The sequence below is a fragment of the Kineosporia sp. NBRC 101731 genome (assembly GCF_030269305.1).
GTDB lineage: Bacteria > Actinomycetota > Actinomycetes > Actinomycetales > Kineosporiaceae > Kineosporia.
The window spans coordinates 49072-65311 of sequence record NZ_BSTC01000019.1 but is presented as its reverse complement, the minus strand read 5'-3'; the positions used below and the strand labels follow the sequence as shown (position 1 = coordinate 65311).

Below are 16240 nucleotides of genomic sequence, written 5' to 3'. Positions count from 1 at the left end.
AACCCTGGATAAGGTGTCCCGGTGAGTGAACCGCAGTGGCTGAGCGAAGAGGAACAGAAGGCCTGGCGGAAGTTCGCCGCAGTCTTCACCCTGCTGCCGGCCTCCCTCGACGCCCAGCTGCAACACGACGCGCAGCTCACCCACTTCGCCTACTTCGCGCTGGCCATGCTCTCCGAAGCGCCCGACCGGGCCCTGCGGATGAGTGAACTGGCCGCCCGCTCGAGCAGCTCGCCCAGCCGGCTCTCGCACACCATCAGCCGGCTGGAGAACCGCGGCTACGTGCAGCGGGCCCGCGCCGCCGAGGACGGTCGCGGTCAGGTGGCCCAGATGACCGACGAGGGTATGAACGCCATCTCCGAGTTCGCCCCGGGCCACGTCGACGCGGTGCGCCGGTTCGTGTTCGACGCGCTCACCCCTGAGCAGGTGCAGCAGCTCAACGAGATCTCCTCGGCGATCCTGGCCAAGATCGACCCGGACGGCACGCTGGTGCCGCCCCCGCCCGGCGGCGAGTGACGAACCACCCTTCGTGATCAGGCAAAGTGTCCCCGGGGGACACTTTGCCTGATCACGAACAGGTTTTTACTGCAGGTCGCTGATCGCCTTGCGCACCCGCTGCTCCGACACCGGGTAGGCCGTTTTCAGGCCGGAGCCGAACAGGCTGACGCGTAGTTCCTCGAGCATCCAGCGCACCCCGATCACGTCGTCGCTGTGCCGCCGGGGCGCCGGTAGCTTCGCCACGGCCGCCTGGAACTCGGCCCGCAGGGCCAGAACCTGTTCCTGCAGGCCCCGGTCGCGCTGGTAGCGCTCGGGGAGCTTCTCCAGCCGGCGCTGCATCGCCTGGAGATAACGGACGAGGTCGGGCAACTTGGTGGCGCCGGTCGCGGTCACGAAGCCGGGGAACACCAGCGCCGCCAGCTGGGACCGCAGATCGGTCAGGCCGGGCAGCAGCGCCGGGCTCGACGTGGTCTTCAGCTCCAGCTCGATCTCCCGGGCCAACCCCAGAATGGTGGACGTCGTGGCCAGTGCGTCGGTCACGGTCGGGTGGACGTCCTGCCGGACCAGGAGCAGGAGCGACTCGAAAGCCGTCTTGTCCCAGGCCGGTCCGCCGGACAGGTCGACGAGGTGGTCGACGGCCGCCCCGAGGCAGTCGTCGAACAGGTCGGACGGGGTCTTGTGCGGGGCCTGGGCCAGCGCCAGCTTCTGCCGGTTGCTCAGGCGGGCGAGCACGCTCTTGGCCGGCGAGGCCATGTTCAGCAGGAGCAGCCGCCGGGTGCCCGCCTTCATGGCCCGGCGCTGTTCCTCCGCCGTCTCCAGCACCACGACGTCGACGTGGTCGCCCCGGTCGACCAGCGCCGGGTAGCCCTGCACGGTGAGCCCCGCGACCCGGTGCTCCACACTGCGCGGAACGGCCGCGTCCGGGAAGGTCTTCAGGTTCTTCGCCTCGACCTGGGCAACGGCGGAGGAGATCTCCTGGCGCAGCTTCGGTCGCAGTTTCTCCCGTAGCTTCGCCAGGCTCTTGCCCTCGGCGAGGCGGGCGCCCTTCTCGTCGTGCACCCGGAATGTCACCAGCAGGTGGTCGGGCACCTTGGTCAGGTCCCACGAGCCCTCCGGGATGTCCACCCCGGTCAGCTCGTACAGCTCGTCCTCCAGCGCCGGGAACAGTGGCTCGGAGCCGGGTTCGGTGTCGGCCAGCCGATCCAGCACCCCCTTGGCCCGGTCGGGGGCCGGGCTCAGGCCCTTACGGATCGGCTTGGGCAGCGAGCGGATCAGCTCGGTGACCAGTTCCGTGCGCAGGCCCGGGATCTGCCACTCGAAGTCCTGCTCGCGCACCTGGTTCAGCGCGGCCAGGGGCAGGTGCACGGTCACGCCGTCGGCGGCCGTACCCGGCTCGAACTGATAGGTCACCTTCAGGTCCAGTCCGGCGGCCCGCCAGGTGGCCGGGTAGTCCTCGGCCGCGACCTGGGGGGCCTCGGGGGCGAAGAGCATGGACGTCCAGAAGCTCAGCTGGTCGGGCCGGTCGCGGCGGGCCTTCTTCCACCACGAGTCGAAGTGCGCCACCGACACCACGTCGGCGGGCACGCGCTGGTCGTAGAAGTCGAACAGGGCCTGGTCGTCCACCACGATGTCGCGGCGCCGGACCTTGTCCTCCAGCGACCCGACATCGTCCAGCAGCTTGCGGTTCTCGTGGAAGAACTCGTGCTGGGTGCGCCAGTCGCCCTCGACCAGGGCGTGCCGGATGAACAGCTCGCGCGAGACCTCCGGGTCGATCCGGCCGTAGCCGACCGTACGCCCCGTCACCACCGGAATGCCGTACAGCGTCACGCGTTCCGTGGCCACGGCGGAACCGCGCTTACGTTCCCAGCGCGGCTCGCTGTAATGGCGCCTGACCAGGTGCCCGCCCAGCCGCTCGATCCACAACGGGTCGATGCGCGCGGCGGTGCGGCCCCAGAGCCGGGTGGTCTCCACCAGTTCACCCACCATCACCCAGCGGGGCGTGCTGCGGGCCAGGGCGGAACCGGGCTGGATGGTGAACTTCGCGCTGCGGGCGCCCAGGTACTCCCGGGTCTCGCCCTCCTTCAGGCCGACCTGCGAGAGCAGACCGGAGAGCAAGGAGAGATGCACCTTCTCGGCCGTCCCGTCGTCGACGGGCTCGAGGGCGTCCTCCATCTCTCCCAGGTCCGCAGCGTCGAGGGAATCGGGATCGAAACTGGACGTCGCGCGTCCACCCGCCACCCGGATCCCCGCGCTGCGCAGCACCTGCCGCAGCTGGCCGTGCAGGTCCTGCCACTCGCGGATGCGCTGGCCGTGCAGGAACTCGTCGCGGCACATCCGGCGGAAACGTCCGGAGCCGAATTCCTTCTGCTTTCCGACGACGTAGTTCCAGAGGTTGATGTAGGCCAGGAAGTCGGAGCGCGGGTCTTTGAACCGGGCGTGCAACTGGTCGGCCTGAGCCTGCTTGTCGGTCGGCCGTTCGCGCGGGTCCTGGATGGACAGCGCCGCCACAATGACGAGAACGTCGCCCAGACAACCGTTCCGGTCGGCCTCGACGAGCATGCGGGCCAGGCGCGGGTCGACCGGCAGCTGCGCCAGGGTGCGGCCCATGCCGGTGAGGCGCTTGCGCGCGTCGGTCTCGGCCGGGTCGATCGCCCCGAGCTCGTGCAGCAGTGCCACACCATCTTTGATCTGGCGCGGGTCGGGCGGGTCGAGGAACGGGAACTTCTCCACCTCGCCGAGGTTCAGCGACGTCATCTGCAGGATGACCGCCGCCAGGTTGGTGCGCAGGATCTCGGGATCGGTGAACGGAGGCCGGTTCTCGAAGTCGTCCTCGCTGTAGAGGCGGATACAGATACCGTCGGAGAGCCGCCCGCAGCGGCCCTTGCGCTGATTGGCCGACGCCTGCGAGACCGGCTCGATCGGCAGCCGCTGCACCTTGGTGCGGAAGCTGTAACGGCTGATGCGCGCCGTGCCCGGGTCGATCACGTAGCGGATTCCCGGCACGGTGAGCGAGGTCTCGGCGACGTTCGTGGCCAGTACGATGCGCCGGCCGCTGTGCGGGGAGAAGACCCTGTGCTGTTCGGCCGCGCTCAGCCGGGCGTACAGCGGCACCACCTCGGTGTGTGCGCCCACATGCCGGCCCAGAGCCTCCGCGGCGTCGCGGATCTCGCGCTCACCGCTGAAGAAGACCAGCACGTCGCCCGGCCCCTCGGCCTCGAGCTCGTCGACCGCCTCGATCACGGCTTCGATCGGGTCGCGGGTGATCTCGCTGACGATGCCCTCTTCGTCGGTCTCCTCGACGAGCACCAGAGGCCGGTAGCGCACCTCGACCGGGTAGGTACGGCCCGAGACCTCGACGATCGGCGCGTCGGCGAAGTGCCGGGAGAACGCCTGCGGGTCGATCGTGGCCGAGGTGATGATGATTTTCAGGTCGGGGCGGCGGGGGAGCAGTTGCTTGAGGTAACCGAGCAGGAAGTCGATGTTCAGGCTGCGCTCGTGCGCCTCGTCGATGATGATCGTGTCGTAACGGGACAGCAGCCGGTCGCGCTGGATCTCGGCCAGCAGAATGCCGTCGGTCATCAGTCGCACCAGGGTCGATTCGCTCGCCTGGTCGGTGAAACGCACGGTGTAACCGATGGTTTCGCCGAGTTCGGAGCCGACCTCCTCGGCGATGCGCTCGGCCACCGATCGGGCCGCCAGGCGCCGGGGCTGGGTGTGCCCGATCAGCCCGCGCACGCCGCGGCCCAGTTCCAGGCAGATCTTCGGCAGCTGGGTGGTCTTGCCCGAACCGGTTTCGCCGGCAACGATCACGACCTGGTTCTCGGCGATCGCCTTCATCAGGTCGTCACGACGCTGGCTGACCGGTAGTTGCTCCGGATAGGTGATCACGGGCACGGCTGCGCGGCGGGTCTCAACTCTTGCCCGCGCCGTGCCGATCTCCCGCTCGATCCGGGCCAGTTCGGCCGTCTTCTCGTCGTCGCTGCGCCGGCGTGAATGCAGCACCGAATCGAGCTGGCGGCCGAGACGGCGTGCGTCACTCAGGGACACGTCGTTCAGGTCAACCCGCAGCTCGCGTACAGCTCGGTCCCAGGTTTGTGTGCTCATCTTCGCGAAATCCTCGACACGGCAGAAGAACTTGCGTTTCGCACAGTCCCTGTCACTACTATTTGCACCTTCAACGACCTCATGGGAGGACCAACCATGACTGCAACCCTCCGCAGCACCGGAGAGACGCAGACGGCTTCCGCCACCGAGGAAGCCACCGCTGCGACTGACACGACCAACGGGCTGAGCCGCCGGCGGGCCATGGCGGTCTGCTCGTTCACCCTGCTGGGAGCCGCAGGCCTGGCGGCCTGTGGCGGCGGGAGCGACGACGATACTGCCTCATCGAGCACGGGCAGCACCTCGAGCGAGACCTCGGCGGCCGGGGAGACGTCGGCCGCGGCCGATGCGACCACGTCGGCCGGCGCGGGCAGCGCGGAGGTGATCGCCCCGGTGTCGGACATCGCCGTGGGTGACGCCGCCGGCTTCACGCTCGACGGCGCACCGATCATCGTGGCGATGCCCGAGGCCGACAAGCCCGCAGCGTTCTCCGCGGTCTGCCCGCACCAGGGTGCCACCGTTGCGGTCAAGGGTGACCAGCTGGTGTGCCCGCTGCACAATTCGGTATTCGAGAAGACCACGGGCGCTTTCGTCTCCGGGCCGGCGAACAAGTCGCTGACCCCCATCACGGTTTCGGTCGAGGACGGCAACATCGTCACGTCCTGACCCATTCCCGCTCAGTTTTAGGCCGGGGGCCCGATGAGTCAACCGACTTTATCGGGCCTTCGGCCTGCTCCGGGCCGTGGAGCTGATCTCGATCGTGCCCCGGGCCCGGGTGAGGGAGCCGGCCGAGGTCAGGGTGCCGGCCCTGTCCACGGCCCGGGCGGTGAGTTCCCACGCGTAGGGGCCCTCGGCCAGTGGCCGGCCCGCGTCGGAGCGCCCGTCCCAGTTGATGCCGCGCAGGCTGCCGTCGGCGCCGCCGGAGATCCGGAACGTGCGCACCACCCGTCCCGACGGAGCCACGATGCGCAGCCGCGCGTCGCGCACCGGCCGGGTGACGTCGAACTGCGGCTGCCAGCGGTCGAACCTCCCGTCGCCGTCCGGGGTGAATCCCAGCGGTGCGGCGGCGGCGATCAGGCGTGGCCGGAGGTTCACCGTGAACGGCAGCCGGTCGATCACGAGCCCCTGCGCGGTCTGCCGGGCCACCAGGTTCCCGTCCAGCGTGAAGCCGCCGGTGGGGCCCGGCAGCACGATCGGTGACGACCGCGGGTCGGAGAGGTCGACCAGGCTGAGGGCGTCGCCGTCGCGCCAGGCCAGGACCCCCTCGCGCAGGGTGAGGCCGGTGATCGGCGCCGGACCGGAGCCGATGATCAGGCCCAGCCCGGTGTCGATGTCGCGCATCCCGCCGGTGCGCAGGTCCTGCACCGTGATGTGGCTGCCGTCGCAGTTCGCCCAGGCCGCCGTTCCGGCCCAGATCGAGACCGGCGGAGCCTTCGCGCAGCTGCTGCTCTCCAGACGCACCGGCAGCGGGCGCTCGACGTTGACCGACCAGACACCGGCCAGGTCGTGGCCCTTCGCGTCCCGCCCGCCCTCGGGCACCGCATAGACGACGTCCGCGCCGTACAGGTCGTCCTGCCCGGCGAGGGCGGCCGCGGCCGGCTCGCGCCAGACCAGCTCACCGTCGGGCCGGAACACCTGGCCCGCGACCAGCGTGTACGGGCCGGAGACGGCGGGGGAATCGTCGGTGATGCGTTGCTGGGCGCCCTTGCGCGTGATCAGGCGCTGGGCCACCCGGGCGGTCGTGGAGCCCTGGTCGAGCAGCAGCCATTCCCCGGGGGCGCCCGGGGCGGCGAGAGCACCCCGCCCGGCCGAGAAGGCCAGGGGGACCGGCCCGGTGGTCTGCCGCAGCCGGGTCGAAGGGCTCCGGGTGATCGCGTCCGGTGCGCCGGTCAGCACGGTGCTGAAGACGTGTGTGGCCTGCTTCCCGGCCGACTGGTCGGTGAAGTGCAGCGTGCCGGCGGCCAGGGCCCAGGACGTGATCGGGAAGCGTGCCGCCGGGATCTTCGCGACCTGGGTCACCGAACGGCCCTGGATCACGTAGACGGCCGGGGTCAGCCCGCTGGAGGCGGTGTAGAAGCGGTCGCCCACGGCGTCGAGCCCGGAGTTGACGTTGATGCCGTGCGGCAGGAGTGCCCGGGCCACGTTCCCCCGCTCTCCTCGGCGGGATTCGAGCACCCAGCGGCCCTCCCGGGCCACGATCCGGGCCTGCATCCCGCCGAACTCCAGCCAGCGACCCGGCTTCTGCGTGGCGAGCCGGCCGTCCGGGTCGATCTGGGCGTACGGCGCCGTCGCGTCGCCGCCCCGCAGTTTCTGCCGGACGGCCAGGGAGCCCGCCCGGTCATTCGTGAGGTCCCGGCCCCCGGCCAGGTCGAGGCGGTGCTCCTGCGGGTAGGCGGGGCGGCCGCCGTCCCCGCCACCGAGTTCGTACCAGGCCAGCGTGGGGCCGGCCACGCTGAGCCGCACCAGCGAGCCGTCCCGGGTGGGTTCCCCGGCACCGGGCCGCGCGGTCAGGCGCAGGGTGCCGTCCCGCCCGGTCAGGGCCCCGGTGTAGACGGTGGCGGGGGCCGGCGTCCCCTCGCTGTCGATGCCCGTGGGGGCGCCCTGCCAGATCGCGATGCCGTCCTGCGAGGCGCCGATCAGCCGCACCGCGGTCGACGCCGGGTGCCCGGCGATCCGCAGCGTCGCCGTCGGCGCCACCGTGCGCGCGGCCAGGGCCTGGGCCCGGGTGCGGACCGGTTCGCCGGTGTTGCCCGGGGTGTCGACGGCGCCGGCGACGATCAGGGACAGGGCCACGAGGCCAAGGGCCGGCCGGGCGTACCGGATCGGGCGGTGCGGGTTCTCCTGGGGGACATCCTGCCGGTGGAGGCCGGCGGGCGGTGGGGTCGGTGGAACCGGCGACAGGGAGAGATCGGTGTCGGGTGAGATCCGGACTTCCAGATCGGGTGCCGAGCGCGGACGCACGACCAGGGACGGGGCGACCGGCGTCTCGCGGCTCATCTGAGGTTCTCCCACCGTGGATCCGGACACGTGGGCATGGTGCTCCCGGATCGGTGTGGATGCACGCATCCCACGGGCCCCATCTCGATACGGGTCCGTGACCGGAGCCGGAAACCGGTCCACCGTGCGTGCCGTTCGCCGACCGTGTCCTTTCTTGGAAGGGACCCGCCGCACAACCACCCTTTCGAGCCGGTCCTCCCGCGATGCGCCCCAGCAAGACCTCGGGACGTGGTGGCCCTGCGTCCTCCCTCACCTGTTCGTGATCACGGCAAGGTTTTTCAGCTGCTCAGTTCGATGCGGCCGGAGATCGTGGCTCCGTCGGTGGCGGTGGTGAGGGCGGCGCCGGACGGGGAGGCGGCGGTCAGGGTCCAGCGGTAGTACCCGCGGGCGGCGCCGAGGCCCGAGCTGGTGAAACCGTCCCAGATGAGGTCCCGAACGGCTCCGTCCGCCGTGTCTTTCGTGGTGATCTTCTGGACGGTACGGCCGGTCCTCTCCGACGTGATGGTCAGGGTCGCCCAGGCCAGGGGTTCGGTGGTGTCGAAGGCCGGGGCCCAGGTGTCGCGGACGCCGTCGCCGTCGGGGCTGAAGCCCAGCAGACGTACCGAACCGGTCAGCCGGGGGTGCGACGTCACCTCGAAGGGAAGGTCTGAGACCATGAGATCCATAGGTTCGTATGGGTTCTCGCGCTCCAGCGAACGGGCGACCAGGCCCCGGTCGAGGGCCAGGGAACGGGTGGTGCCGGGCAGGTGCACCGGAGTGCTGTCCCCGGCGGACAGATCGAGCACTGCTGCGTCTCCGGCGGCCACCCAGGCGAGCGAGCCCTCGCCGATGCTGAGTTCGATGTCGGCGGGCTCCGTGGTGGGGACGATGCCGGTCGCCACACTTCGGATGGCGCCGGTCACCAGGTCGCGCACGGCGAGGCGGGTGGCGCCGCAGTTCAGCCAGGTTGCGGTGCGGCCCCACAGGGCGACCGGTGGGGCGTGGTCGCAGGTCTGCTCGAAAAGCATCACGGCCTTGCGCTTCTCGGCATCCAGGAGCCAGACCTGGCCGCGTCGTCCGGCGGTGGTGCCGTACAGCACCTTCGGGCCGAAGAGGCTCTGCCGGCCGGCCACCCGGGCCGCAGCGGGCAGCGATCCCAGCAGTTCGCCGTCCGTACGGTGAATCTGGCCACCCAGTAAGGCGTATGCGCCGGACACCTGCGGTTCGGCGGCGACGACCACGGTGCCCCTGCGGGTCTTCACCGGTGTCTCCTCGATCGAGACGGTGTGCCGGTCGCGGTCGAGCAGGTCCCACTGCAGGTTGTACTTCGGGCTGCCGACGATGCCCCGGGCGCCGGAGAAGGCGATCGGCAGGGCGTTCCGCTCCTGCGGCACGCCCCCGGCGGGGGATGCCATCGAGATCTCGTCACCCAGCTCCGCCCCGGTCCCGATCGATCGCGCCCACAGGGCCAGAGTTCGCCCCGATCCCTTCGCGCGATCGGCGTAGTAGAGCTTTCCGGCGTCGAGATCCCAGCTGCCGACCGGGTTCTCGGGAGCCTGGACGCGTGCTGCCAGAACCGGGGTGCCGTCGGCGCCGATCCGGTAGACACCGGGGGAGTCACCGCGGCCGGTGGCGGTGACGAAGTCGCCACCCACCGCGTCCAGGCCGGCGCTGCCGGTGGGCAGGGAGACGTCCCGCACCGCTGAACCGCTGACGGTCCGCAGGACGGTTCCGGTGCCGGTGGGCACGAGATAGCCGACGGTGCCGTCATCCCGCACGGCGAGGTGGTCCAGGTCGGCCTTCGGGTCGGCCTCGACGTGGCTGACCGGGGTGCCGCCGGTGCGGGCGGCGGTCGAGACCCGGCGCACACCCGAGGAGTCCTGGGTGCTCCAGGCGATCGTGCCGGTGCCGAGAGCCAGATCGGTGACGTCGGCGCCGTCGGTCGTCGCCAGAGGCTGAGGCAGGCCTCCTGCCAGCGGCTGGACCTGGACCTGGAGGTTGCCCGTGGGACTGAAGGGGTTGTCGTCCTTCCCGTAGGCGCGCGTGACGACGGCGGCCGAAGTGGCGTCCGAGTCCCAGCCGGCCAGGGCGGCTGTGGCCGGCGGGGTGAAGAATTCGCTCTCTCCCGGCCAGCCCGCTACCGCGTCGCCCGGGGCGGTGGCCAACGGCAGCAGCTGGAGGCCCTCAGACCCGAACGGCAGGGTGGCGAACGGGTCGGGCCGCGTCAGCCAGCTGTTCCCGGCCAGCCGGAAGCTCACACCGGAGGTCCGGCCGTCGAGTGTGGTGCTCCCGGTCGCCAGGTCGGTGCGGTACAGGGTGGAGCTGGAGGAGTTCGAGCCGTGGAAGGCCATGCCCCAGGCCAGGACGTCACCGGACACGTCACCGGTGAGGTACTGCTGCCGGAAACCCTCGGTGGTGGGCATCTGCGGGCGGGCGGTCAGGTCCAGCCCCCAGAGACCGGTGTGGACGACGTCCGGGTCCGCGGTGGAGGCACCGTCTTGAAGTACTGCCACACCGGTGGACGAGGCCCCCAGGAGCCGCACGTCCCTCACCTGGGTGTGCAGCGGGAGGGTGGAGTCGGCGTGGGCCGGGCCGATCGCCGTTCCCAGGAGAAGGACCAGTGCGCCGGTCACGCCGGTCGTTCCGGTCATTCCGGTCACCGGACGGTCAGGACGTTCGAACACAGCAGGTTCCCCCGGGACACGTGAGCGTCAGCGACGGTCCGAGCCTGCCGTTCAGGGCCTGACAAAGCATGTCGCCGCCTCGGGGGGCGACCCCGGAGGCGGCGACAGACAGAGCGGGGCGTGCTACTCGCCCGACACCTCGTCCAGGTTGAAGAGCGAGGTGACCGAACCGTCCTCGAAGACCTCGTGGATCGCCTGGGCGATCAGCGGGGCGATCGAGAGCACGGTGAAGTTCGGCAGCAGCCGGTCGGAGTCGATCGGCAGCGTGTTGGTGAGCACGATCTCCGTGGCACCGCAGTCACGCAGCCGCTCGGTCGCGGGGTCGGACAGGATGCCGTGGGTGGCGGCGATGATCACGTCTTTCGCACCCTGCTCGAAGAGCTTGGTGGCGGCCTTGGTGATCGTGCCCCCGGTGTCGATCATGTCGTCGACCAGCACACAGGTGCGGCCCTCGACGTCACCGACGACCCGGTTCGTGACCACGGTGTTCGGCATGCGTGGGTCACGGGTCTTGTGGATGAAGGCCAGCGGCGTGCCACCCAGCCGGTCGGCCCAGCGCTCGGCCACGCGAACGCGGCCGGAGTCGGGCGCGACCACGGTGATCTCCTCACCCTTGTACTTGCTCGCGACATGGTCGGTGAGCAGGTGCAGGGCGAAGAGGTGGTCGACCGGGCCGTCGAAGAAGCCCTGCGTCTGGTCGGTGTGCAGGTCGACCGTCATCAGTCGATCGGCGCCGGCCGTCCGCAGCAGGTCGGAGATCAGCCGGGCGGAGATCGGCTCCCGGCCCCGGTGCTTCTTGTCCTGGCGCGCATACGGGTAGAACGGCAGCACCACGGTGATCCGATCGGCTGACGCGCGCTTGAGCGCGTCGATCATGATCAGGGTCTCCATCACCCAGGTGTTGATGCCTGCGCCGCAGGACTGGACCACGAAGGCGTCCGCCCCACGCACCGACTCCTCGAACCGCACGAAGATCTCGCCGTTGGCGAACTCGTAGGCGGATTGAGGCGTCAGGCTCACGTCGAGATACTTGACGATCTCCTCAGCCAGCTCTGGGTATGCCCGGCCGGAGAAGACCTGGAGCGTCTTCCGGCTTTGGATCGAAACAGTGTTCACCAGCGGTACCTCTCACGGGGGTGTTGCCGCCATGTTCCCAGACTTTTCATGCGACAAGCTTTTGGGGGATTGAAGCACCCTTCCCATCGGCCGACTGTTTATCGACGATGACCGAAAACTGGCCCCTCCGGCTCGGGGAGGGGGTGCTGATCGGTATGGCTGAATCGCAAGGGGGCTACATGTCCACATTCGTGCAGTTGGGTCGGGTGGAGGCTGGGCTGCCACCCGCGCTCACCGACGATGATGTCGTACCCGGACCGCAGCTGGTGTACGTGCGCAGGGTGCTCGCCGGTAGCGCGGGTCACGTCTGGCACATCTTGGTAAGTCCGGTCGGCACCTCTGTCTGGCTGGGTCACGGTGCCGTGCTGCGCGGCGAGGGGCACAGCTTCATGAGTGACGAGGGTGAGGCCGGCATGGTGCGTAGCTATCACCCTCTGGAGCAGTTGCGACTGTCGTGGCACTCCGGGGACGCCGACGACGAACCCAGTCTGGTCGAACTCGATCTGACCCCGGTCACGGGCGGTACGCGGCTGCGGCTGTGGCACGAGGGCCTGCCCGCGGAGCAGCGGCAGCGGATGCAGCAGGAATGGGAGCACCGGTTGGACGACTTCGCCCAGGTCTGTCTCTAGGGCGCGCAAGGGCCTGCCGCGATGCCGGCACGGTCTCGGCAGGGCCCTCGAACCCCCGGTCGGTGCGAATCCGGCCGGGGGCCCGTGGCACCTACGGGTTCCAGCTCAGCATCAGCCAGCCACCGGCCACGATCGAGGCCAGGGACAGCAGGAAGAACACCGTGACCCAGAACACGCCGGGGACGTGGCTCAGCCAGGCCAGCTGATCGGCGTCCGAGGTCACCGGGGGCCCACCGCGCCGCCCGCTGCCCTGCGCCCGGCGGGAACTCTGCAGCTCGATCACTGCGCGCAGCCCGCCGATCAGCAGCAGCCAGGTCACCGCGCAGGCGAAGCCCAGCGCCGTGCGCTCGTTGCCCCAGACCATCACCGCCACCGCCGCACCACCGGTGACGACCACCGTGAGCACCCCGAAGGCGTTGCGGATCTGTGTCAGCAGCACCGCCAGCAGGCCCACCACCACCCACAGCAGCACGGTGATCAGGTCGAGCCCGATCAGCGCCGCCAGCCCCACACCGATCACGGCCGGCGCCGGGTAGCCCGCGAGCGCGGTGAAGATCATGCCCAGGCCGCGTGGCTTGCCCCGGGAGAGCGTCACGCCGGAGGTGTCCGAGTGCAGCTTGATACCGGCCAGCTCGCGGCCCATGAGCAGCGCGATCACGGCGTGGCCACCCTCGTGGGCGATCGTCACCACGTTGCGCAGCACGTGCCAGGTGGTGCGCTCGCCGGTCAGCACGACCGCTGCGACCCCCAGCACGATCACCATGACGCGCTCGTCGCCGAGGGAGTCCCAGGAGAGGTTGTCCCAGTTGAGACGGGAGAAATCGGAGTTCACCGCTGACATTTCGCCAAGGGTAGGGGTCATCCCCGCTGGGGAACGAGTCTGCGGTCCGGAAGATGATCATCGACGGGCCCGAAGGCCGGATCGTCCACACCCTGCCGCCGTACCGGATCGGCCTGGGGCCGGTAGATCGTGTGGACGATCATGGCGCAGATGAGCAGCACCAGCAGGTCACGCAGCACCACCACGGTGAGGAACCGCTCGGGGGAGTTGCCCCGGGACGGGTCCTGCAGGCCGAGGAAGTACCCCAGCCGGGGGTACCAGAGGTAGGCGTCCGTGACCATCCAGACCAGCAGTACCCAGACCCGGGGCAGGGCCAGCACGGCCAGGGGCACCAGCCACAGTGAGTACTGCGGGCTCCACACCTTGTTGGTCAGCAGGAACGCGGCCACCACCAGGAAGACCAGCGAGGCCAGCCGGGGCCGGCGCGGTGAGGTGAGCCCGATCACCCCGATCACCAGGCACAGCACCAGGAAGGCAGCCAGGCTGAAGGTGTTGAGTTTCTCCGGCGACTGACCCGCGTACAGCGGGCCGTCGAACCCTTCCCAGCGGGTGAAGGTCGTGATCGCGTTGTAGATCGAGTCGTGGTCGGCCGGGCGGGTCGAGTTCAGCCGGAAGAACTCCCACCAGCCGCGCGGGTAGAGCAGCGCGAACGGGGCGTTGCAGGCGATCCAGGCCCCGGCGGCCGCCAGGGTGGCCTTCCACCACGGCTTCAGCGTTCCCGAGCGCCAGCAGAGGATCAGCAGCGGCCCGAGGATGAACAACGGGTAAAGCTTGGCCGCCGCGCCGATCCCCAGCAGCAGGCCGGCCAGCAGAGGCCGTTGCCGGGCCCAGGCGAGCATCCCGGCGGCGGCCAGGGCCACGGCCAGGGTGTCGAAGTTGGTGAAGGCGTGCACGAACACCAGCGGGGAGAGTGCCATCAGCACCACCTCCCACTTGCGCACCGCCAGCGGGATGGTGCAGGCCACTGCCACCAGCCAGGAGATCGCCAGCACGATCGCCATGATCACGAAGTAGGGCACCACCTCCGGCCCGGTGTCGCCGGTGATGCCGACGTAGACCTTCGTGAACCGCATGCCGACGTACTGGAGCATGCCGGTGACCACCGGGTACTCCATGGCCCGCACGGTGCCGTCGGCGTCGGTCCAGGTGGTCTTGTACGGCAGCGTGCCGTCCTGGAGGTGGTCCACCCCGTACAGCGGGATCGCGTCGGAGTAACAGTGCAGCGAGTACTGCCGCGCGTCCCGCCAGTCGAGCGCCACCTGGCCGTCAGGAGTGGTGTAGGTGTCCACGCAAGGGGCCTTGGCGGCCCAGCCCACCGCCAGGCCCACGCAGGCCAGCAGCATCACAACCAGCCATATCCGCAGCCCTCGGTCGAATCTGCTGGTCCCGGTCATCGGCCGGGACTCTACCGACCCTTTCCCTGGGTGAGTACTACGACGCGAGATCGGTCAGGAACTTCTTGGCCACCGGCACTGCACTCTTGGCGCCGAAACCGCCGTCCTCGACGAGGACCGCGAACGCGATGTCGCCCTGGAAACCGGTGAACCAGGCGTTCGTCTTCGGGGGCGTGTCGGTGCCGTACTCCGCGGTGCCGGTCTTGCCGGAGACCGGCCCGCCGGGCACGTTCTTCATGCCGGTACCCGTACCGCTGGTGACCACCGTGCGCATCAGTGAGCGCATCGTCCGCGCGCTCTTGGTATCCAGCTTCACCGGGTCGACATCGGCCGTGGCCTCGTCGTTCCCGGTGCCGTTCAGCACCAGCTTCGGCGCGTGCCAGGTGCCGGAGGCGATCGCGCCGGACGCGCTCGCCACGGCCATCGGGCTGACCAGCACGGTGCCCTGGCCGATCATCGCGGCGGCGTGGGCGACGGTGTCGCCCTTGGTCGGGACCTGTCCGGTGAAGGCCGTGACGCCGGTGGCGTTGGGCTGTCCGTAGCCCAGCGAGCCCGCGGCCTCGGCCAGCTGCGCCTGGCTGATGAGCTTCGCGCTGCCGACGAACGCGGTGTTGCACGAGTGGGCGAAGTCACTGGAGAAAGGCACCTTGCCGAGGACCTCGTCCTCCGCGTTGGTGAATTTCTTGCCGCTGACCGTCAGGGCCTTGGGACAGGCCACCGTCTTGTTCGCGGTCATCCCGCCGTACTCCACCAGGCCCAGGCCGGACGCGATCTTGAAGGTCGAGCCGGGCGCGTACTGGCCGAGCAGGGCGCGGTTGTAGCCGTTGCCGTTCGGGCCACCGTTGGCGATCGCCAGGATGTTGCCGGTCTTCGCGTCGATCGCGACCATCCCGGCCAGGTGCGTCGCCGTCGCGATCGCCTTGTCCGCGGCGTTCTGGATCTCCAGGTCGAGCGTGAGCTGGAGGTCCTTGCCGTCGGTCGCGTCGGCCCGGAACATCTCCTTGCCCTCACCCTCCTTCGGCACGGCCGTCACGACCACGCCCGGGGTTCCGGCGAGCTGCTCGTCGTAGGTGCGCTGCAGGCCGGACAGGCCGGTCTCGTCGCCGGCCTGCACCCGCCCGTCCGACTCCTTGACGATGTCGGCCGTGGCCGCGCCGACGTTCCCGAACAGCGGCCGGGCGAAGTCGGAGGAGGGGGTGAGCGCGACGTCCTTGGTCTGGAACACCACCCCGGGGATCGGTTTGAGCCGGGCGCTCACCTGGTTGTAGGCGGCCCTGCGCAGGGTGATCACGTCGACGAAGGTGTCGGCACCGGCCGCCTTCACCCGCTTGAGCAGGGCCGCGCCGTCCACACCGACCACTCCGGCGACCCTGGTCACCGTCTGTTCCACGTCGTCCGTTTTTGCCTTGTGGATCCCGACTACGACCACCGGGCGGTCCTCGACCAGCACCTTGTCGTTCGCGCCGAGGATCTGGCCGCGCTTGCCCGTCACCGTGCTCGCCTTCAGCGTGGCGGTGGCGAGGTCACCGGTCAGGTCCGGGTGCACCAGCGTGGACACGTACTGCGGCAGCCAGCTGTCGTCCTGGTTCACCAGCGTCAGCGTGGTGTCGTACTCCCACGTCCGGTCGCGGGCCAGGGTCCAGGTCACGTGCAGCGGTGCGGTCGCCGTGTCGCCACTCGCCGACTCGGTGACCTTGCCCACGGTGACGTCGGAGGGCTTGTCGGTCTTCTCGGACGTCAGGCCGGCGGTGGTGGTCTGGACCGCCTGGGCGGGGTCGTCCGTGGTGCCTGCCTGGCCGCCGGCCCAGCCGATGGTGCCGAGGTTCCCGCCCGCCCAGGCCCGGCCGAACGCCTCGGCCGCGGTTTTCTGCGCTCCGCTGTTGTCGCCCCCGCGCAGCAGGTACAGGGCTGTACCCCCTGCTCCCGCGAGGACCAGCACGGCCACCAGGACATAGATCAGGACGCGACGGTTCACGGTGCCCGACGGTAGCGGTCATGCCGGGC

At 70.0% G+C, this 16240-nt stretch carries 10 protein-coding genes; 3 read left to right on the top strand and 7 right to left on the bottom strand.

The annotated features are described in order from the left end of the window. The first annotated feature begins 21 nt into the window (after positions 1-21). Positions 22-513 carry a MarR family winged helix-turn-helix transcriptional regulator gene (locus tag QSK05_RS32795; protein ID WP_285601287.1) on the top strand — a complete coding sequence of 164 codons (492 nt, stop codon included), beginning with the start codon at positions 22-24 and terminating at the stop codon, positions 511-513. A gap of 66 nt (positions 514-579) precedes the next feature. Here QSK05_RS32795 and hrpA read toward each other — a convergent pair whose 3' ends face one another. Continuing rightward, positions 580-4599: an ATP-dependent RNA helicase HrpA gene (gene hrpA, locus QSK05_RS32790; RefSeq protein ID WP_285601286.1), complete on the bottom strand. Its 4020-nt coding sequence runs from the start codon at positions 4597-4599 to the stop codon at positions 580-582. 96 nt (positions 4600-4695) lie between these two features. Here hrpA and QSK05_RS32785 point away from each other — a divergent pair, with 96 nt between their 5' ends. Then, the gene (locus QSK05_RS32785) at positions 4696-5262 is read left to right on the top strand and encodes a Rieske (2Fe-2S) protein (RefSeq protein ID WP_285601285.1); all 567 of its coding nucleotides are present in this window, start codon (positions 4696-4698) and stop codon (positions 5260-5262) included. A gap of 48 nt (positions 5263-5310) precedes the next feature. On the opposite strand, the gene QSK05_RS32780 is transcribed toward QSK05_RS32785, so the two are convergent. The 3 genes from QSK05_RS32780 to QSK05_RS32770 form a co-directional block, all read right to left on the bottom strand. Beyond that, positions 5311-7593 (bottom strand): hypothetical protein, encoded by a 2283-nt coding sequence (locus tag QSK05_RS32780; RefSeq protein ID WP_285601284.1) that lies wholly within the window; start codon positions 7591-7593, stop codon positions 5311-5313. Positions 7594-7871: 278 nt separating this feature from the next. Further along, on the bottom strand, positions 7872-10223 hold the full coding sequence (locus QSK05_RS32775; RefSeq protein ID WP_285601283.1) for a hypothetical protein: 2352 nt from the start codon (positions 10221-10223) through the stop codon (positions 7872-7874). A gap of 156 nt (positions 10224-10379) precedes the next feature. Further along, positions 10380-11372, bottom strand: coding sequence for a ribose-phosphate diphosphokinase (locus QSK05_RS32770; RefSeq protein WP_231486559.1), 993 nt, complete (start codon positions 11370-11372; stop codon positions 10380-10382). Positions 11373-11551: 179 nt separating this feature from the next. Between QSK05_RS32770 and QSK05_RS32765 the strand changes: the two genes are divergently transcribed. Then, a complete protein-coding gene (locus tag QSK05_RS32765; RefSeq protein ID WP_285601282.1) occupies positions 11552-12001 on the top strand; it encodes an SRPBCC family protein in 450 nt (149 codons plus the stop codon). Between the two features lie 91 nt (positions 12002-12092). On the opposite strand, the gene QSK05_RS32760 is transcribed toward QSK05_RS32765, so the two are convergent. Genes QSK05_RS32760 through QSK05_RS32750 form a run of 3 tightly spaced genes read right to left on the bottom strand, consistent with a single transcriptional unit; the run spans position 12093 to position 16211 of the window. Continuing rightward, positions 12093-12842, bottom strand: coding sequence for a M50 family metallopeptidase (locus QSK05_RS32760; protein WP_285601281.1), 750 nt, complete (start codon positions 12840-12842; stop codon positions 12093-12095). Positions 12843-12859: 17 nt separating this feature from the next. Beyond that, complete coding sequence (locus QSK05_RS32755) at positions 12860-14236, bottom strand: glycosyltransferase family 87 protein (RefSeq protein WP_285601280.1); 1377 nt, start codon at positions 14234-14236, stop codon at positions 12860-12862. Between the two features lie 37 nt (positions 14237-14273). Beyond that, entirely contained in the window at positions 14274-16211 is a 1938-nt protein-coding gene (locus QSK05_RS32750; protein WP_285601279.1) for a penicillin-binding transpeptidase domain-containing protein, read from the bottom strand. Between the last annotated feature and the right edge of the window lie 29 nt (positions 16212-16240).